This window comes from Desulfosporosinus sp., assembly GCF_014237355.1.
Lineage (GTDB): Bacteria > Bacillota > Desulfitobacteriia > Desulfitobacteriales > Desulfitobacteriaceae > Desulfosporosinus.
Genome location: NZ_JABZFS010000088.1, coordinates 1 through 20257, shown reverse-complemented (window position 1 = coordinate 20257; position 20257 = coordinate 1). Strand labels below are relative to the sequence as shown.

The 20257-nt window shown below is 41.8% G+C and carries 15 protein-coding genes; 14 read left to right on the top strand and 1 reads right to left on the bottom strand.

The genetic code is table 11. From position 1 onward, the window contains the following. A partial coding sequence (locus HGJ98_RS21390; RefSeq protein ID WP_291353816.1) for an acyl-CoA dehydrogenase occupies window positions 1-864 on the top strand: 864 nt, incomplete at its 5' end. 167 nt (window positions 865-1031) lie between these two features. Continuing rightward, window positions 1032-2846, top strand: coding sequence for an acyl-CoA dehydrogenase (locus tag HGJ98_RS21385; RefSeq protein WP_291353814.1), 1815 nt, complete (start codon window positions 1032-1034; stop codon window positions 2844-2846). A 114-nt stretch (window positions 2847-2960) separates the two neighbouring features. Here HGJ98_RS21385 and HGJ98_RS21380 read toward each other — a convergent pair whose 3' ends face one another. After that, a complete protein-coding gene (locus tag HGJ98_RS21380) occupies window positions 2961-3731 on the bottom strand; it encodes a LytTR family DNA-binding domain-containing protein (RefSeq protein ID WP_291353813.1) in 771 nt (256 codons plus the stop codon). A 430-nt stretch (window positions 3732-4161) separates the two neighbouring features. Between HGJ98_RS21380 and HGJ98_RS21375 the strand changes: the two genes are divergently transcribed. The 12 genes from HGJ98_RS21375 to HGJ98_RS21320 form a co-directional block, all read left to right on the top strand. Further along, window positions 4162-6267 carry a sigma-54-dependent Fis family transcriptional regulator gene (locus HGJ98_RS21375; RefSeq protein ID WP_291353811.1) on the top strand — a complete coding sequence of 702 codons (2106 nt, stop codon included), beginning with the start codon at window positions 4162-4164 and terminating at the stop codon, window positions 6265-6267. Between the two features lie 379 nt (window positions 6268-6646). Next, a complete protein-coding gene (gene oah / locus HGJ98_RS21370; RefSeq protein ID WP_291353809.1) occupies window positions 6647-7801 on the top strand; it encodes a 6-oxocyclohex-1-ene-1-carbonyl-CoA hydratase in 1155 nt (384 codons plus the stop codon). Beyond that, the gene (locus HGJ98_RS21365; protein WP_291353807.1) at window positions 7798-9762 is read left to right on the top strand and encodes an aldehyde ferredoxin oxidoreductase N-terminal domain-containing protein; all 1965 of its coding nucleotides are present in this window, start codon (window positions 7798-7800) and stop codon (window positions 9760-9762) included. Before oah ends, HGJ98_RS21365 begins: the two co-directional genes overlap by 4 nt. Continuing rightward, window positions 9749-10288, top strand: coding sequence for a 4Fe-4S dicluster domain-containing protein (locus tag HGJ98_RS21360; RefSeq protein ID WP_291353805.1), 540 nt, complete (start codon window positions 9749-9751; stop codon window positions 10286-10288). Before HGJ98_RS21365 ends, HGJ98_RS21360 begins: the two co-directional genes overlap by 14 nt. A 152-nt stretch (window positions 10289-10440) precedes the next feature. Further along, window positions 10441-11592: a (Fe-S)-binding protein gene (locus HGJ98_RS21355; protein ID WP_291353803.1), complete on the top strand. Its 1152-nt coding sequence runs from the start codon at window positions 10441-10443 to the stop codon at window positions 11590-11592. A gap of 38 nt (window positions 11593-11630) precedes the next feature. Further along, window positions 11631-14717, top strand: coding sequence for a CoB--CoM heterodisulfide reductase iron-sulfur subunit A family protein (locus HGJ98_RS21350; RefSeq protein WP_291353818.1), 3087 nt, complete (start codon window positions 11631-11633; stop codon window positions 14715-14717). Window positions 14718-14767: 50 nt separating this feature from the next. Then, the gene (locus tag HGJ98_RS21345) at window positions 14768-15535 is read left to right on the top strand and encodes a hydrogenase iron-sulfur subunit (protein ID WP_291353801.1); all 768 of its coding nucleotides are present in this window, start codon (window positions 14768-14770) and stop codon (window positions 15533-15535) included. Window positions 15536-15588: 53 nt separating this feature from the next. Then, window positions 15589-16041 (top strand): NAD(P)H-dependent oxidoreductase subunit E, encoded by a 453-nt coding sequence (locus HGJ98_RS21340; protein WP_291353799.1) that lies wholly within the window; start codon window positions 15589-15591, stop codon window positions 16039-16041. Window positions 16042-16050: 9 nt separating this feature from the next. Further along, window positions 16051-17745: an NADH-ubiquinone oxidoreductase-F iron-sulfur binding region domain-containing protein gene (locus tag HGJ98_RS21335; protein WP_291353797.1), complete on the top strand. Its 1695-nt coding sequence runs from the start codon at window positions 16051-16053 to the stop codon at window positions 17743-17745. A gap of 4 nt (window positions 17746-17749) precedes the next feature. Further along, a complete protein-coding gene (locus HGJ98_RS21330; protein ID WP_291353795.1) occupies window positions 17750-18358 on the top strand; it encodes a 2Fe-2S iron-sulfur cluster-binding protein in 609 nt (202 codons plus the stop codon). Between the two features lie 54 nt (window positions 18359-18412). After that, window positions 18413-19951: an aminotransferase class V-fold PLP-dependent enzyme gene (locus tag HGJ98_RS21325; protein WP_291353793.1), complete on the top strand. Its 1539-nt coding sequence runs from the start codon at window positions 18413-18415 to the stop codon at window positions 19949-19951. A gap of 26 nt (window positions 19952-19977) precedes the next feature. Next, a partial coding sequence (locus tag HGJ98_RS21320; RefSeq protein ID WP_291353791.1) for an SDR family NAD(P)-dependent oxidoreductase occupies window positions 19978-20257 on the top strand: 280 nt, incomplete at its 3' end.

The following is a 20257-nucleotide window of genomic DNA, read 5'->3' as shown; positions in this document are numbered from 1 at the left end:
GCTTATGCTCAAGCTTCCCAGTATGCGGTGGAAAGAGTCCAGGGCTATATCAAAGGAGAGAGGGTACCTATCGTTAAACATCCCGATGTGAGAAGAATGCTGATGGATATGAAGGCTCACACTGAAGGGATAAGGGCGATGATATTTAAAGGATACTATAGTCTGGATATCGCCGAAAACTCAAATGATAAGGTCAAAGCCAAAAAATGCGAAGCTATTGCTGCTATTCTTACACCCTTAATCAAGTGCTACAGTAGTGAAACAGCAGTTGTTATGACTTGTGAAGCCATGCAAGTATTAGGTGGAGTAGGCTACACTAATGAGTTTCCTATAGAGCAGTCTGTACGGGATAGCAAAATATTGACGATCTGGGAAGGAACCTCTTACATTCATGCCCAGGATCTTGTTAAACGTAAAATGAGGATGGGAGATGGCCAACCTTTTGCTGATTGGATGGCAGATATTGTGTCCTTTATTCAGACTAACAAGGGTACCCCTGGCTTAGAGAAGGAATTCAATAACCTTGAAAAGGCCTATCATTGTATGGATGAAGTAAAGAAAATATACGATTCATGGCAGATGAATAAGATGGTAGAATTAATCGGCTTATATGCGACAAGAACTTTATTTATATGTGCCCAGGTAGTGGTAGCCGAAAGTTTGCTTGAGCAGGCTCTGATTGCCCAAAAACAAATAGACCAATCGGCGGACCATTTCGACATTAACTTCTACAAGGGAAAAGTAGCTAGTGCTAAGTACTATGCCAAAAATATTTTGCCCAATGTATTTATCTTAAGCGAAATAATTAAAAACGCTGACTTATCTAGTCAAGAATGTCCTGAGGAGTCTCTGATAGTAAATTAAAAGTAACATTCCAGGTCGCCCGAGGGAAAAACCCACAGAAGAAATAAATAACTTCTGTGGGTTTTCTTACAGTTTTGGATTCTTTGCGTTGCTGGATTACATGAAATTATTCCTTGAGAGATTTTCAAGGGAGTAAATCTAGTTAATTGAATTGGAGGAATCTGCAGATGGAATTTAAATACGATACTCGTGATTTAAGATTTATTTTAAAAGAATGGTTACCTACTCAGGAAGTATTAGAGTGTGAACGTTTTAAAGAATACAGTATTGAAGATATTGATCAGATTTTGAATGAAGGATATAAAATGTGTCGTGAGGTTATAAGTCCAATTAATGCTGCAGGTGACAAAAACCCTGTGCGCTTTGAAAATGGGATTGTAACATCTCCCTCAGGCTATAGAGAAGTGTTTCAATTTATTCAGAAAAACGGGTGGGGTTCCAGCAGTGAATGTGTCCAAGTTGAAAGTGGGATGCCTCTCCTTATTTTCAAAGCAGTATCAGAGCTGGTTTCGGCGTCCTGCCCAGCCATGAATACAAACATTAAACTTACTTCGGGTGCAGCTAATGTGATTCTGAATTATGGTACGGAGGATGATAAGAAAAGGTTTATTCCCAAAATGCTAAGTGGTGAATGGCAAGGGACTATGAACCTCACAGAACCTTCTGCAGGTTCAGATGTAGGAGATGCTTTAGCGAAGTCCTATCCAACAGATGACCCTAGGGTATATAAGATCAAAGGGACTAAGATGTTTATCACGGCTGGAGATGGATCTATATGTGATAATATTATCCATTTGGTGTTAGCACGACCCCCTCAGGGCTGTAAAGGATCAGCTGGTTTAGGGCTGTATATTGTACCGAAATATTGGGTTAACGAAGATGGCAGCGTCGGAAAACCTAATGACGTAACTACCATAGCGGTGGAGCATAAGATGGGTCTCAAGGGATCAGCTACGTGTATGTTAAACTACGGAGAAAATGATGAATGTTTCGGGATAATGCTAGGTGCACCTCCGGATGAAAAGGGTCGATCCCAAGGTTTGGCAATGATGTTCCGAATGATGAATGAATCCCGTATCGGAGCGGGACACAACGCTAATTCACAAGCTTCTGCAGCCTATTCACAAGCTTCCCAATATGCTGTTGAAAGAATCCAAGGCTACATAAATGGAGAAAGAGTACCAATTATTAAGCATCCTGACGTGAAAAGAATGTTAATGGATATGAAGGCTCAAACTGAAGGGATAAGGGCTATGATATTTAAGGGATTCTACAGTCTTGATATTGCCGAAAATTCTAGTGATAGAATCAAAGCCAAGAAATATGAGGATATTGCGGCAATACTCACTCCTTTGATCAAGTGCTATAGTAGTGAAACAGCGGTTGCTATGACATGTGAAGCTATGCAAGTATTAGGTGGAGTTGGCTACACCAAGGAGTTTTCAATAGAGCAGTATGTGCGAGACTGCAAAATATCGACCATCTGGGAAGGCACCTCATACATTCATGCCCAGGATCTTGTGAAACGTAAAATGCGGATGGGAGATGGCCAACCTTTTGCCAATTGGATGGATGACATATTGACCTTTATTCAAGCTCACAAGGGCACCCCTGGTCTAGAGAAGGAATTCATAAACCTAGAAAAGGCCTATCATTGTATGGATGGCGTCAAGAAATTATTCGATACCTGGCAGCTTAACAAGATGGAAGAGTTGATCGGTTTATATGCCATCAGAACTCTCTTCATATGTTCTCAGGTTATGGTTGCTGAATGTTTGCTTGAACAGGCACTGATCGCTCAAAAACAAATAGCTCAATTATCTTCGGATCATTTCGATATTACCTTCTACAAAGGGAAAATAGCCAGTGCTAAGTACTATGCTAATAATATTTTACCCAATGTGTTTATCACAAGTGAGATAATAAAAGATGCAGACTTATCCAGTCAAGAATGCCCTGAGGAGTCACTAATAGTAAATTAGTTCGGAACCGATGATGAGGAGAATTAATCGAATTGTATCGATTAATGCCTACTAGACAATCACTGATTTCAAGAAAAACCGAGGCTAATGCCTCGGTTTTTCTTGAAATATGCTTTAAAGACCTAACATTTCTTTGAGTATACGGGATTTGGTTCGACTCATTGGGATTTGGCTGCCTTCATGGTCATCGACCACTATGGTGTAAGTCCCATTAAAATAGGGAATTAGTTCTCGCATGCGTGAAACGTTAACTATATAACATCGATGGGAGCGGAAAAAGAGAGTGGAACTTAAACGCAATTCCAACTCCTGTAAGGTAAAAAGGGTTAGGTAAGAGTCCTTTTGGGTTTTAATGTAGACATTACCTTTATTAGTATAGATAAAGATAATGTCTTTCTGGTGTAATAAAACTATTTTACCCCTATGTTCAACCGGTACAACCTCTAGACGCATAGGCGGTGAAGGTTCAATAACTCCATTTCTAACAGAGGGTAGCGGATTACTCTTTGGTATAGATAGGATGCCTTGAAATTGCCGCACTTTCGTTAAAGCCTCTTCAAGACGTTTAGGGTGAATGGGTTTAAGGAGATAGTCTAAAGCATTTAGGGCAAAAGCAAACCCGTATTCTACGTTAGCGGTGGTGAAGATTATTGCAGCTGAATTCGGCTTTTTCCGGGATAGATTTGCTAGGTCAACCCAGTTCAAGCTTGGCATAAAAAGGCCTAAAAAAATTATTGAATAATCCTGATGACAGATTAATTCTAAGGCTTCTGGAGCATTTGTGGCTTCGCCAACAACCTCGACATCCTCAAAGGGCTGGAGTAAATAGCGAAGTTCTTCAAGGGCAGTGCGCTCGTCATCGATTAGTAGGGCTCGAAGTTTCAAGCTAATCCCTCATTTCTAGAAAATTAAAAGGAACCTACTACGTCTCCTCTACATACATAAAGAAAATTACTTGGCCTAGTATGTAACAGTTATATTATAAAACGTTTTTGAACAAATTGAGTTAGTACCTTTTTCCTAAATGATTGGGCCATTTGAACTATTTTGGTAAAAATTGTATAATAATAATTAACTTAATATTAAGAATATTATGTTGATTATTATCCCATAGACTGGAAACTTTTGTCAAGAAGTAATTTGGGCAGACTTTCAGCCTCTCAACTGAATAAATGGTACCCAGAAACCCTTGGTTTTTGTTAATTGACGGATAATCTTACCCCAGATATAATCAACGTAAACCTTAATTGGGAGGAGGCGAGAGGCTTGTGTCTCCAACGACATTGAAAGAGCTATTGGAAACTAGCTTGGTGTTATGATATGGGTAGAAGAAATCATGACCCAGATATCAGTTTGTCTGAACGAGACCAATTCTTGCTTGGAAGCCTTGCAGAGGTTAAGAAAAGCTGATTCTTCCGGCTGGCCTGTCGTGGATAAAAATGGGAAACTAATAGGAATAGTTACAATGAAGACACTTGTCGAGAGCGTCATCGATAACGACTGTTCATTTGCTGAGTTGAGTTGTCTACAAGCTGTGGAACGGGATCCAATCATTATTAAGCCTTCTTTGCGTCTGAGTGAGGCTTGGGGTTACCAATTTGATTTGGCAGTGGTAATTGAAGAGGATGGGCAGATAGTTGGGATTTTGAACCGTGCTGACCTAGCTGTTGCATTATATCAAGAAGCTGAATTCCAGATTAAAGAACTCGAAGCTGTGCTAAGTTCTGCGCATAATGGTATTGTAGTGATTAATAGCGATGGTATAATATCGTCATTTAATAGGGCAGCCGAAGGATTTACTAGGGTTTCTCGTGGAAGAGCTATTGGACGCCATGTCTTAGATGTCTTGGTGCCTATGGGTCTGATGGAGACTCTAGAAACAGGAAAATCGGAGTACTCCCAAAAGCTTCGAGTAGGACGTGGGACTTATATCATGAACAAAGATCCAGTAATTCAAAACGGTCGGATTACTGGGGCTGTTGTCGTATTTCAAGATATATCAGAGATTGAATCGGTATCACAGGAATTAGCTACAGTCAAGGAACTTAATCGTGAACTCGATTCCATAATCCAGTCCTCCTCAGACGGTTTATTAGTTACTGATGCGGCGGGCATTGTCCTAAGATTTAATGAAACGTTTAAAAAAATGAGCCTTTGTAATGCTCAGGATTTTATTGGAAAAGGAATCAGAGAAATTGAAGACGTTACCTATGTTCATTCATTAGTTGAATTGGTTCCGCAACGCAAGCAACCAGTTACAATTATGGAAAATAAGCAAAATCATAGTTTGCTTGTCACGGGTACTCCTGTTTTTGATGAAGAAGGAAAGCTCATGAGGGTAGTTATAAACCTTAGAGATATGACCAGTCTTAATCAACTACGGCAGGAACTGATTGATACCAAGCGTCTAAGTGATAAATACCATCAAGAGCTATCGGAATTGCGTAATCGTCAGGATACAGGGGGGATGATTGGCAACGGCCCCGAGATGGAACGAATATTCGAATTAATCCGGCGTGTAGCTAAGGTTGATTCAACGGTCCTTATTTACGGTGAATCCGGTGTAGGCAAGGAAGGTATTGCGAAACTCCTTCATACCCAAAGCAATCGCTCCGAAGGCCCTTTTATTAAACTCAATTGTGGGGCTATCCCGGAGAATTTGTTAGAATCCGAACTTTTCGGATATGAGTCAGGGGCGTTTACGGGGGCTCGTAGAGAAGGTAAGATGGGTATGTTCGAACTCGCTCATAATGGAACGCTTTTGCTCGATGAAATTGGTGATTTTCCCTTGAACCTTCAGTCCAAGCTTTTAAGGGTTATTCAAGAACGGGAGTTTGTTCCAGTTGGAGGAGCAACTCCGCGCCGAGTTAATGTACGAATCTTAGCTGCAACACACAAAAATCTTGAAGAGATGACTAAGGCGGGGCAATTTAGAGAGGATCTGTTTTTTCGATTAAATGTAGTCCCGATTTTGATTCCGCCATTGCGTCAACGATATGAGGATATCATCCCTCTTCTTTATCATTTCAGAGATAAATTTAGTAAAAAGTACGGTTTTAAGCGAGAATTTTCTTCCGAGGTGATTGAAGCTTTTCTGGAATATGATTGGCCAGGTAATGTTCGGGAGTTAGAAAATATGGTTGAGCGTTTAATGGTTGTTTCGGCGGGAGAATTGATTTCCATATCCCAGTTGCCTAACTCCTTTAACCGGAGTACCAGTAAATTAGGTGGAGTATCAATCAATACATTAATGCCATTGAAAAAAGCTGTATATGAAGTAGAACGACAACTTATCGATATGGCATTGGATAAATATGGTAGTACCTATCGAGCAGCCGCTGCCTTGGGAGTTAATCAGTCTACCATAGTTCGAAGAATGGCTCGTTTTCGAACCGATGCTAAGTCGTCAGTTTCACAGTAGAGCATTCATCTGACACCGAATCATTTCTGCATTATGGCGATGCAAATATGACTCGGTCCAAGCTGCGATTCAAGAAGATTTTTTACGGAAGATAATAAACACCACTGCAGGTTTGCAGTGGTGTTTATTATTATTATTATTTAAATATTTAAAATAATTTGACATCTATAAACCGTTGACTCTTCATTTCATACATTTGAACTTTGGGTTTCAACACATCGTCAATATAGTTATTAAGTGCTTTGTAAAATGGCACTGTGCTTGCATATAAGACAACTAAGAACTAAATATTTCCAAAATAATGGAGGGAAGTATGCGGAGATTGGGATTTAGAAGGTTAGAAGATTGATTCAGGCTATTATTAAGGAGGAAATTGATGATGGACTTAAATAGTTTAAACCGATGGCCCCGTCAAACAGATACAAAAAATCATGAGCTATATGGAAATGAACACTTTGGAACTGAAGCACCCAGCGTTTTGTATGAGAAAAAGCCCATCTTAGACCCCCAAGGAAACATCGTGCCAGATCTTTATTCAGCTTGGGTAATTCTAAACAACCCCTCACAATTTAATTCCTACACAACAGAAATGGTTAAAGGGGTTATTGCCGGTATGCAAAAAGCATCGGCTGATCGCTCTGTTGTTGCTGTTATCTTTACTGCTGTTGGAGACAAGGCATTCTGTACAGGGGGCAACACAAAGGAATATTCTGAGTATTACAGCATGAATGGTACGGAGTACGGCTATTACATGGATCTCTTCAACGCTATGGTTGATGGTATCCTCAATTGCAAAAAACCTGTTATCTGCAGGGTAAACGGCATGAGGGTTGCCGGCGGTCAGGAGATTGGCCTAGCGTGCGACCTCACTGTGGCTTCCGACCTTGCTGTTTTTGGGCAGGCAGGCCCGAAACACGGATCTGCTCCCGTAGGTGGAGCCACAGACTTTCTTCCTGAATATTTAACTATGGAGCAGGCTATGTGGAATTGTATTTCCTGTGAAATGTGGAGCGCTTATAAAGTTCATCGGATGGGCATGATCAGTAAAACCTTCCCCGTCTTGAAAGTAGACGGAAAGTTTATCCGTAACCCGATGGTTAAGACGGAAAACTATGTTGAAGACGGAGAGATCGTTTATGGAGACTTTAAAACAGGAGAAGCTGCTGCAGAGGCTAAAAAAATAATGAGTGAAGCCATTATAGACTTTACCCTGTTGGATAAAGAAATTGATAGGATTCTCTATGTGTTTACCAACTTGTTCCCTAACTGTCTGATGATGTCAATTGATGGTGTCCGCGGCAAGAAGAAATTTTTCTGGGATCAAGCAAAACTACTGAATCGTCACTGGTTGGTGGCTAACATGCAAAGTGAGGCGTATATGGGCTTTAATGCTTTTAACAACAAGAAAACAACCGGTAAAGACACTATTGACTTTATTAAGTATCGTCAGTTGCAGGTAGAATGTAAGCCATATACCACAGAATTCTTTGAAGAAGTGATGGCACCTCCCCTAGATAGAGGGGTTGAAAAATGAGATATGCAGAGACGGGGTATAATCTTGAAATTGATTTATCTCGAGGAAATATTGAGAAGGTAGAAACAGATCCGAAATTAACGGAACTTCATCTTGGGGGGCTAGGTACAAACGCCAAGATATTATGGGATAGGGTACCTGCTGATGCTGACCCATATTCACCTGAGAATCTACTGATATTTAGCGCAGGTCTTTTAGGTGGAACGCCAGCTCCTGGTGCAAACCGTACCATTGTTTCTTCCTTTTCTCCTCAGACTAAGTTAATGGCCTTTTCAATGATGGGAGGATTTTTTGCTTCGGAGTTAAAACATGCCGGCTATGACAAAATAATTATTCGCGGTCAATCCCCTAGTCTGGTTTATTTATGGATAAACAATAACAAAGTGGAAATACGTGATGCTAGTCATCTTCAGGGGAAAGGCACCTTGGAAACGGCAGACATTATTCGGCAGGAGTTAAAGGAACCAAACGCTCAAGTAGCTTCAATTGGCCTAGCTGGAGAGAATAGAGTCTATTTTGCCTCAATTGAGCAGGGCAAATCCAGTTGTAGTCGTCAAGGAATGGGCGGCGTGATGGGGGATAAAAGGTTAAAGGCGATTGCTGTTCGTGGCACCAAGGAGATTAATATTGCCAGACCGGCTGAGTTTATGGAGCATTGTAACGATATACTGAAATATGTAAAATTTAGGAGCAAAAATCCCCTTGGAATGGTAGAGCCTATTTTTGAAGGGCTTGGGGCGCCGCAAGAAATGAAACTCCATGATGAAAAGTGGCACACCACTGGCTTCGCGTGGGGCAATGCCCGTACACGTAGAAAAGATTTTTGGACGGAAGAAGTCGAAAAGAATTGGACTGAAACTGCAGAAAAGACGCTGGAACGGTTTTTAAGCTGTTACAATTGTCCTTTGAGTTGTGGTGCATCTGTTGCCTATCCGGGCATTCCTAAATACATGATGAAGTGTTACTCAAAACTAACTTATACTATGGCTGCTATGTCGGACTTGGACTTTGGTTATCGAATCAATGCTAAGGCTCAAGCCTATGGAGTAGACGGATTTACAACCCCGCAATCGATTGCCTTTGCCATAGAACTTTATGAAGCTGGCATTTTGACTGACAAGGATCTACCGGGAATGCCGTCCGATACAGAGGAGAGGTTTTTCTGGTTCCTTGACAAAATTGCCCAGCGCGAAGGAATAGGAGATATTTTAGCTAATGGTACCTACTGGGCAGCCAAACAGATTGGTAATGGTGCAGAAGCGTATGCTCATAACAACATAAAAAAACATGAGCAGGTACCGCTTAAATTAGGGATGCTGAATCCTATTTATTTCCTTATGTATTGTACCGGCGAGAAAATAGGTATCAATCAAATTGAAGGTCAGTTCCCCCAAGGACCATTTCCTAACAGGGAGGATCGAGAAGAGTTTATTAAGGATTGGCACCATGTTCCAGATGAAAAGTTCAAACAATATTTTCTGGATTGGAACCCACGGGGAGAAAATTCAAATCCCTATTACCCAACGGTTCAAATGTCCTGTGAACTTGTAGACTGGATGGAGAGGATGCATTACATTGATGACTCCCTCGGGATGTGCGCCGGTTTGTCCTCATTCCCTCTAAAGCCGGCTTATCATATGCACAATTACCCTGAGGTAATCTCAGCAGCCATCGGGGTGGATTTTGACGAAGACAGACTAACAAAGGCAGCTAGGAGAAACCGGACTTTAGTTAGGGCTATCAACAACAGAAGAGGCTTAAGAAGAAAGGATGAACGTCCGCCGGAGGATCATTGGAGGCATAGGTTCCCCGAGCTTGAAACGAAGCTCTTAGATGAGTATTACAAATTTAGGGGATTTAACAATCAGGGTATTCCTACTAAAGAGACACTACAGGCATTAGGTTTAGATTATGTTGCCGAGGACTTTGAACAGAGAGGGATTTATGATGAGCAAAGTTAGGAAAAAAGTCAAGTCTATTAAAATTGATCTTAATAAATGTAATGGCTGTAAGGCGTGTGAGGTAATCTGTTCATCCTTTCACGCTACGCCAAAATACAGCAGTAATAATCCGGCGAGGGCTCGTATTAGACTAACACGTGATCCAATAAGAGACGTATTTGTTCCTGTATATGCGGGTGAATATACTGCAGCGGAATGTATGGGTAGAGACAAATATGTGATTGACGGAAAGGAATACGACGAGTGCGGCTTTTGCAGGGCTTCCTGCCCATCTCGGGGCTTTTTCAAAGAACCCGATTCCGGCCTTCCTCTCAAATGTGATATGTGTGAAGAGAATGATCCGGGACAAGAGCCTCTGTGTGTTCAGTGGTGCTTAGCTGATGCCCTGACTTACGAGGAAAGGGAAGAGGAAGTTGAAGAAGAAGTGAAGCTAAGTGATATAGAGAGAGGATTGAAATCATTAGTAGACAAACATGGATTACAGAACCTCTTGGATACGGTTGTTCGAATGTCACAGAAGAGCTAAATAAATAAAGGGGACACACCTGTTGAAGCTTGGGTGATACTCTAAAAGGAAAAGAGACACACCTGCTGAAGCTTGGGTGATACTTTATGGACAGGAATGTCCCCAATAAAAAGAATGTACCCAACTAAATGGGATAGAAGGTGATTAAACTCGTGGAGACCGTAGCACCTTTCAAAGAGGTAATCGATGAAATAAAAGAGAGCGGGGCAGAAGCCTTTAAATTCTGTTATCAATGTGGAAAATGCGACTCTCTTTGTCCCTGGAATAGGGTTAGAACGTTCAGTATGCGCAAGCAAATTCGAGAGGCAACCTTCGGTTTGACGGAGATAGAAACTGAAGAGATCTGGCGTTGCACTACCTGCGGAAGGTGTCAGCAGCAATGTCCTCGGGACGTAAAGCAGATACAAAATATGATAGGCCTGCGCAGATTTGCCACGGGATATGGGGTTTTTCCTGAGGCTGTCAAGCCTATTCGCGCAGCAAGCTCAGGACTCACCTCTGATGGTAACCCCTTCGGAGAAGATCGAGGAAAGAGGGCAGACTGGGCAGAGGGCCTCGGTGTAAAAACATTTACCGAAGGAATGGAAATTTTGTATTTCCCTGGGTGTTATCTCAGCTATGACTCAAGATTAAAGAAAGTAGCTGTTGCTACAGCCAAGATTCTCAAAAAGGCGGGCGTAGATTTCGGAATACTGGGATCGATTGAAAATTGTTGTGGAGAAAGCATCCGTAAGACGGGAAATGAGGAATTATTCAAACGCATGGCAAAGGAAAACATCAAAACGTGGATCGAAAACGGAGTTAAGAAAATCGTTGTTAATTCCCCTCATTGCTACCACACCTTCAAGAACGAATATCCCGAATTCAATGTGAACTTTGAAGTGATTCATATTTCCCAGTATATATCCGTGCTTATAAATGAAGGGAGACTTCAGGTTAGCAAGGAGTACGGGAAGAAAGTAACCTATCACGATCCATGTTATCTTGGCCGTCATAATGACATATATGACCAACCGCGAGAAATCCTAAACAAGATTCCTGGTTTAGAAATGAATGAGATGGTTGAAAATCGAGAAAACAGTCTCTGCTGTGGAATGGGGGGAGGCAGGATTTGGATAGAGACGATCAAGTCTGATAGATTCGCCAACCTCAGATTAGAACAAGCTACTGAGGTCGGGGCTGAAGTGTTGGTTACTTCCTGCCCCTATTGCATCACCAATTTTGAGGATAGCAGGTTAGTCATGAACTATGATGATGTCATACAGGTCAAGGACATTACGGAAATCCTCCAGGAAGTAATTTAGAAGGGTAAAGGGGTGATAGAAAATTGGAACACGAGTTACTGGTAAAAGAACAAGTTCAAAAACTTTGTAATAGTGTTGGAAACAGTCATTATGGAGATGTCATGGTTGTTGGTGGAGGGATCAGCGGTATTCAAGCTTCTCTTGATCTGGCGACTGCTGGTTATAAGGTTTATTTGGTTGACAAAGCACCGAGTATTGGAGGTCATATGGCTCAGCTTGACAAGACCTTTCCTACTAATGACTGCTCCAGTTGAATACTCAACCCCAAACTGGTCGAGGTCGACCGGCAGCCAAATATTGAAGTTCTAACTTATACTGAAGTGGACAATGTAGAAGGGGAAGCTGGAAACTTTAAGGTAACATTGAGTAAAAAACCTAAATATGTTAATGAGGACAAATGCACGGGTTGTACTACGTGTGTAGAATACTGCCCGGTGAAGTACCCGGATCAATTTAATCAGGAAATTTCACAAAATAAAGCAATTCATATATATTTCGCTCAGGCAATTCCTCTGGTCACTTATATTGACAAAAGCTGCCTTTATCTTAAAGAAAAGAAGTGTGGTCTTTGCCAATCAGTTTGTAAGGCGGATGCCATTGATTTTAACCAAACTGCGGAGAAGGTAGAAGTCAATGTAGGAGCAATCGTTTTGTCTCCGGGTTTTGAACCCTTTGATCCTAAGCTAAGAAACGACTATGGCTACGGAAAGTATCAGAACGTTGTAACCAGCCTTGATTTTGAACGGATTTTGAGTCCCTCAGGAGCATACGAAGGTGAGATATTGCGCGCTTCCGACAAGAAGCATCCTAAAAAGATAGCGTGGATTCAATGTGTCGGTTCTAGACAGGTTAACCCGGCGGGCGCAAATAGTTACTGTTCATCTGTCTGCTGCACATATGCCCAAAAACAAGTAATTTTGACAAAAGAACATGACGCTGAGACCGAGTGCACTATATTTCATAACGATGTTCGTTCTCATAACAAAGATTTAGAGCGATACTTCCAAAGAGCAGAAAATCTTCCTGGGGTTCGTTTTATTAGAAGCTATGTATCCATAGGAAAAGAGATTCCAGAGAGTAAGAATGTCACGATCAGATATTCTACACCAGAGCATGGAGTAAAAGAAGAAGAATTTGATATGGTAGTATTATCCGTCGGATTGAACCCTCCTGCCGAGGCGAAGAGTTTTGTTAATAAATTCGGAATTGAGCTCAATTCTCATGGATTCTGTAAAACGAATCCTTCCAATCCTTCGGAGGCCACTAGGCCTGGGATTTTTGTAAGTGGAGCCTTCCAGGGCCCTTCAGATATTCCTGAGTCGGTCTTTACTGCCAGCGCTGCTGGCTCCCAATGTGGTGAACTCCTCGATTACAGGCGAGGGAAGCTGAACCAAGAAAGGATATATCCTCAAGAAAGGGATGTCTCTCAAGAGGAACCAAAGATAGGTGTCTTTATATGTCATTGCGGGGCAAATATCTCAAGGATAGTAAATGTTCCGTCCACAGTTGAATATGCCTTAACCTTGCCCAATGTTGTTTATGCTCAGGAACAGTTATTTTCATGTGCTACTAATTCGGCTAAAGAAATATCGGATATGGTAAAGGAAAAAGGGCTCAATCGAGTAGTTATCGCCGCCTGTTCTCCCAGAACCCTTGAACCTTTATTCCGCGACACCCTTAGGGAGGCTGGAATTAATCAATATTACTTAGATATGGCTAATATTAGAGAACATTGCTCCTGGGTTCACGGGAAGGAAAAGGAAGAGGCCACCCAAAAGGCCAAGGATATAATCAGAATGTCCGTAGCGAGGGCTTCCCATCTGAAGCCTTTGCAAGAATTTGAATTGCACGTTAACAAGACTGCTTTAGTGATAGGAGGAGGTATTGCAGGCCTGACCAGTGCTCTGAGTGTTGCTAATCAGGGACATGAAGTTTACCTGGTTGAAAAGGATTCAGACCTAGGAGGAATTGCACGAAGGATTTACTATACCCTTGAGGGGCTGGATGTACAAGAGTACTTAACAGATCTAATACGAAAAGTTTATAAGCACCCTTCAATCCATGTATATACGGATGCAACCATTACTGAGACAACCGGTTACGTTGGGAATTTCTTAACCAAGGTGAAATCAGAAAGAGGGTTCATAGAGATAAAACATGGAGCAGCTATCCTCGCTACAGGTGCTGAGATATACAAACCTACTGAGTATTTTTATGGTGAAGATGAGAGGGTAATGACTCACCTGGAGTTGGAGGAGCACATCGCCAAGAGGAATGAAAAACTACTTCATTCCGAGAGTCTAGTCATGATCCAATGCGTTGGGTGCAGAAATGAAGACCGAAATTACTGTAGCCGGGTATGTTGCAGTGAGTCTATAAAGAACGCCTTGAAGCTAAAAGAGATAAACCCACAGATGGAAATCTATGTTCTCTTTAGAGATATGAGAACCTATGGTTTCAAAGAAGATTATTACAGGGAGGCGGCAAATAAGGAAGTAAGGTTCATCCGTTATGAACCCCAGGATAAACCCGAGGTGGAGGCAGTTTTGAATGAGGAAGGGCAGCCTGTCTTAAGGGTTTCGGTGAAAGATCTTATTTTAGGTAAGAAGCTTGAAATAGAGGCTGATGCACTTGCCTTGGCTGCTGCAGTTATCCCGTCATCCGGAAGCCAGGAAGCAAACCTGCTATTTAACTTAGCAATCAATCCGGATGGTTTTAACAAAGAAGCCCATGTCAAATTGAGACCTGTTGAATTTGCTGTTGATGGGGTTTATCTTTGCGGAATGGCACACTATCCCAAATTTATATCCGAAACAGTAAGTCAAGCTTATGGAGCTGCTGGTCGAGCCATAACCCTTCTCTCTCATGATACCGTGGTAGCCTCCGGTTCTGTTTGCGAGGTGAATGGAAATAGATGTATTTCATGTGGGGCATGTATTACAGCTTGTACCTACGGTGCTATAGAATTTATTGATACACCACAAGGCAGAAAGGCCGGAGTTAATCCTGCTCTCTGTAAAGGTGATGGGCTCTGTAACACAAAATGTCCAACAGGAGCTATATCACTCAAGCACTTTACTGATGAAGAACTTTTGAGCCAGATTGATGCAGCGGTTTGTATATAACAGTTAGATATAAATTAAGAAGGGATCACTAAGTGAGGGGGTGAAAACGAATGAGCATAGAACTTAAATTTAAACCTAAGATATTAGGATTTGTATGCAACTTTTGAGTTTATGGGTCAGCGGACCTGGCTGGCGTGTCCAGACTACAATATACGACTGAAAGCAGGCTTATTCGTGTCATGTGTTCCGGTAGGGTCGACCTGTCATTTGTACTGAGAGCTTTCTCAAATGGCATGGATGGAGTGATAATTGGGGGTTGCCGTTTTAACGAATGTAATTATGCGACTCATGGAAATTACCATGCATTAAACATGGTACTTCTATGCAAGAAAATAATGGAGTATATCGGACTAAACCCAGATCGGTTAAGGTTGGAAACTATGTCTTCCAGTGATGGAATTCTTTTTGCCGAAGTTATGAGCGATTTTGGTAAGCAGGTGAAGGCGTTAGGACCTCTCGGCAGAGGCGAAGGAGCCAATGAAAATGCATTGAAGGCCAAACTCGAGGCAGTTACAAACCTAGTTCCCTATATCAGGCTGGTGGAAAGAGAGAGAATGAGACTATCTATTCAATCGGAGGAGGCATATTATAATTTTTTTAACAGTGACGAGTTCAATAGATTATTTAAAGAAACAATTGGCGAAAAAATGGCGATCAGCCAAATTATCACACTCTTGCGGGAAGGACCCCGTACAACCGAAGAGATTACAAAGGTTTTAGACCTGACCCCCTCTGAAGTATCAATGCACCTTAATAGTTCGTCAAGGCAAGGATTAGTCAGGTTCGAGGAAGGCGAGAAGAGCTTTGCTCTCGCCTAAGGTGAAAGAGTATGCTGGATTAGGGGAAAGAAGGAGGTCAGGATAGAGAAGCTATGAATAACGACAGAATTAACCGAATTTTCAATAAATACCAGGGCCAAGCCGGTTCACTGATACGAGTAATGATGGAGATTCAGGAAGAGGAACATTGGCTTTCCAGGGAAATATTAGTGAAGATCAGTGAGAAATTAGAAGTGCCCTTAAGTCGAGTACTGAGAATAGCAACCTATTACAAATCATTTAGTGTAACACCCAAAGGACGTCATGAAATTCAAATCTGTACGGGTACTGCCTGTCATATTCGTGGTGCGCAGAGTGTTCTCGACACGGTGCAAGACCTAATAGGAATTAAACCTGGTGAAACGGATTTGGACCAAAAGTTTAGCTTGGAGACCGTTAACTGCCAAGGAAGCTGTACCTGTGGTCCGATGATAAAAATTGATCAGGTGACTCAAAGTAGGTTATCGAGTGTCCAGATAGCAGACCTGTTAAAAAAATATGATTGAGGGATGATTATGACAAGGATAAATTCAGCTGCTGAATTAGAAGAACTAAGGCAGGGCATCTTGTCAAAAAAAGATCCCGATAAGCCTAGTATCGCTATATGTGCTGGACTCAGCTGTCTCGGTCTCGGAAATGGAACGATTATCAGTGCATTTAAAGAAGAAATCAATAAACAATCCTTAGAATCTAAGATTGATATTGTAACCACTGGCTGCCACGGCTTTTGTGAAAAAGGGCCGATAGTAGTTATTAATCCGGAAGAAATCTGCTATTTGGAGGTAAAACCAGAGGATGTCCCGGAGATAATTTCCCAGACGGTCATTGAAAAAAAAGTGATTGACCGACTGGTTTATACAGACCCCAATAGCGGTGAAAAAGCAACACATATGGCGGAGATACCTTTCTATAAAAACCAGATGCGGGTTCTTATGGGGAATAACTCAAAGATTAATCCGAAGTGCATCGATGATTACTTGATGATTGGCGGGTATTCTGCGCTAGCCAAAGCTCTTTTTGAGATGAGCCCTGTGCAAGTTCTTGAAGAAGTAAAGATAGCAAACTTGCGCGGACGGGGCGGCGGTGGATTCCCTGCAGGTAGGAAATGGGAGACTACCCGTAATGCACCCAACGAAGAAAAGTATGTTATTGTGAACGCTCATGAAGGGGAGCCCGGGGCGTATATGGATAGAGCCCTCTTCCAGGCTAATCCCCATAGCGTACTAGAAGGATTGATTATTGGTGCGTATGCTATCGGTTCACATCAAGGATTTATTTACACAAGACATGATACCCCGGAGTTGAGAAAGAATCTTGACATTGCTCTTGCCCAGGCAGAGGAATACGGACTTCTTGGTGAAAACATCCTTGGTTCTGGTTTCAACTTTAAGGTTGAGGTGCATTTTGATGTCGGAATCTTCGTATCAGGCGAGTCAAGTGCCTTAATGAGGTCTATCGAAGGGAAGGCACCGGAGCCAAAACCAAAGTATATCCGCACTTCAGTAAATGGTATTTGGGATAGACCGAGCAACCTGAACAATGTGGAAACTTGGGCCAATGTACCTCAGATTATCAGTAAGGGTTCCGAATGGTATAACAGTATCGGGACAGACCGGAGCAAGGGGACAAAACTCATATCCTTATCAGGCCATGTATGTAATTCAACAATTGTAGAAGTTCCTATGGGGACCTCGCTTAAAGAAATTGTCTATGACTTTGGTGGTGGAATTCCAAACGGAAAGAGACTTAAAGCAATTCACCTTGGAGGACCTATGGGAGGGACAATTCCCGAGAGTCTCATCGACAACCCGTTGGATTTTGATGTACTTGCAAAACTTGGAGCTTCAATGGGCGCAGGCGACATATTGGTAATGGATGAAGGCACTTGTTTAGTTGAGCTGGCTAGGTACTTCCTTGATTTCCTCTCTGGTGAGTCGTGTGGCAAATGCGTTCCATGCCGTGAAGGGATCAGGCAGATGCAAAATATCCTGACTAATATGACCAAAGGTAAAGGAAGAGAAGGGGACATTGAGCTTATGGAGGAATTAGCCGAGGTAATGGGTGCGGCGGCCCTTTGTTCGTTGGGCAGGAGTGTTCAGAATCCGTTATTGAGCATGTTAAGGTACTTTAGAGATGAGTTTGAGGCGCACGTCAAGGAGAAACGGTGCCCGGCGCATTCCTGCAAGGAAGCTGCAATAGAGGGAGTATAGAAATATGAGTGAAATTATTTTACAGATTGACGGAAAGGAAGTCACGGCAAGTGAAGGCATGACCGTTTTAGAGGCTGCACAACAAGCGGGAATAACAATTCCGACACTTTGTCATCATGAGAAATTGGATCCTTATGGGGGTTGCCGCTTTTGCACAGTAGAAGCAGAGGTTCGCGGCTGGACAAATTTTGTTGCTGCCTGCCTTTACCCAGTGGCCAACAATTTGGTCGTAAAAACTAGGTCTGAGAAGTTAAATCGAATTCGAAAAATGATCTTGGAACTATTACTTGCTCATGCACCAGATGCCTTTGATTTGCAGGATTTAGCTAAGGAGTATGGAGCAAAAAAAGACCGTTTTGAAAAAGAAGCCTCGTTTTGTATTCATTGCGGTCTGTGTGTAAGGTACTGTGCCGAAGTCAAAAAAAAGAATGCTATTACATTTGTTGACAAAGGAAAAACCCGGGAGATAAGTTTCATTCCCGAGATAGCCTCCAAGGAGTGCTGGAGCTGCAAAGAATGTTTCCCTCTTTGCCCTACTGAGGCACTACAAGCAGCTTACGTTTTAGTTCAAGCCCTCGCGTTTCCCTCTTTAGAGTCCACGCCAGCGGAATGAGAGGCCCTTATTTTAGTAACACTCACTCTTCAAACGAATGAATTGAGGTTTTAAATGCAATTAGAAAATCATTTTGAAAAATTTAGAAATAATTCAATAGGTTATAATCAAGTGTTTAGGACCTTTTATGGAAATCTAAGGATGATTTATGCGGACTGGACCGCCAGTGGCAGATTATATCGTCCAATTGAAAACATAATTATTAATAGTTTCGGACCCTTCGTTGGAAATACTCATTCAGAGTCTAGTGAGACAGGAATGTTGATGACACGGGCTTACCATTTTGCCCATCAGAGGATTAAAGAGCATGTAAATGCAGATAAAAATGATGTTATCATTACAGCGGGTTCTGGTATGACCGAAGTTCTAAATAAACTGCAGCGAATACTGGGACTCAAGGTGCATGAAAACCTTCGTCCATTTGTCAATATCCCCCAAGAGTTAAAACCTGTAGTGTTCATCACCCATATGGAACACCATTCCAATCAAATCTCGTGGCTTGAAACAATTGCGGAAGTTAAGATAATAAGTCCTGACAAAAACGGGTTGATTGACCTGGATAATCTAGAGGAGCTATTAAAGGAGTACAGTGCTCGAAAATTCAAAATAGGTTCTTTTACAGCTTGCTCCAATGTAACAGGAATTCGGACACCATACCATCAGATGGCCAAGCTGATGCATCAGAATGGGGGTATTTGTTTTGTGGATTTTGCAACTTCGGCGCCCTATACCCCTATTGATATGCATCCCGCTGATCCCGAAGAAAAACTAGATGCTATATTTTTTTCACCGCACAAGTTTTTAGGAGGTCCTGGAACATCAGGTGTGCTCATATTTGATTCAAGGCTATATTTAAACAAAATACCTGACAATCCGGGTGGCGGCACATTAGATTGGACGAATCCTTGGGGAGAGCATAAGTATTCTTATGAAATAGAAATACGGGAGGACGGGGGAACTCCTGGATTCTTACAGGCCATCAAGACCTCACTTTGTTTAGAACTTAAGGATAAAATGGATGTTGAGAAGATAATTAAGAGAGAAAAGGAATTAATAAAGATACTGTTCAACGGACTCAATAGTATTGATGGACTGCACATTCTTGCAGAAAATATCAGGGACCGACTGGGGATTCTGTCCTTTTATGTGGACAATATCCACTATAATCTTTTGGTAAAAATACTCAATGATCGATTCGGCATTCAGTCAAGAGGAGGGTGTTCCTGTGCGGGGACTTATGGACATTATCTGTTGAACGTTGATCGAAGAACATCCTGCCAAATTACCAACTTGATTGATTCAGGAGACTTGTCGCAGAAACCAGGCTGGGTAAGGTTATCAATACACTCTATTATGACAGATGAAGAAGTACATTATATTGTTTATGCGATAAAAGAGACTGTCAAAAATATTGGAAAGTGGAAAGAAGACTATATTTACGATACTAGATCAAACGAGTTTAAGAATAGACATTTCCTTGGACACGACAATATCGTAAAAGAATGGTTCAAAATTGTTGAATCAGAGACTTTGCATCATGTGGATCCGAATAGGTTTTTAGGAACTTATAATAAGGGCGTTGTATTTATGTGAAAAAATTATGTATTGGAGGAAAAACCATGAAACTTGCTGGAAAAGTAGCGTTAGTGACTGGTGCAAAGGATGGCATAGGCAAGGCCGTTGCCTTAGCATTTGCTAATGAGGGAGCAGATATTGGACTAGCGAGTCGATCTATCACTCGTGAAGATGAAGTTGTGCGGGAGATTGAAGCTCTTGGACGTAAAACCTGCGTAGTTAATGTAGATGTAGCAAATAAAGAATCTGTAATGGCAATGGTTCAAAAGATTAAGGAAGAACTAGGCCAAATTAACATCTTAGTGAATAATGCTGGTTTAAGTA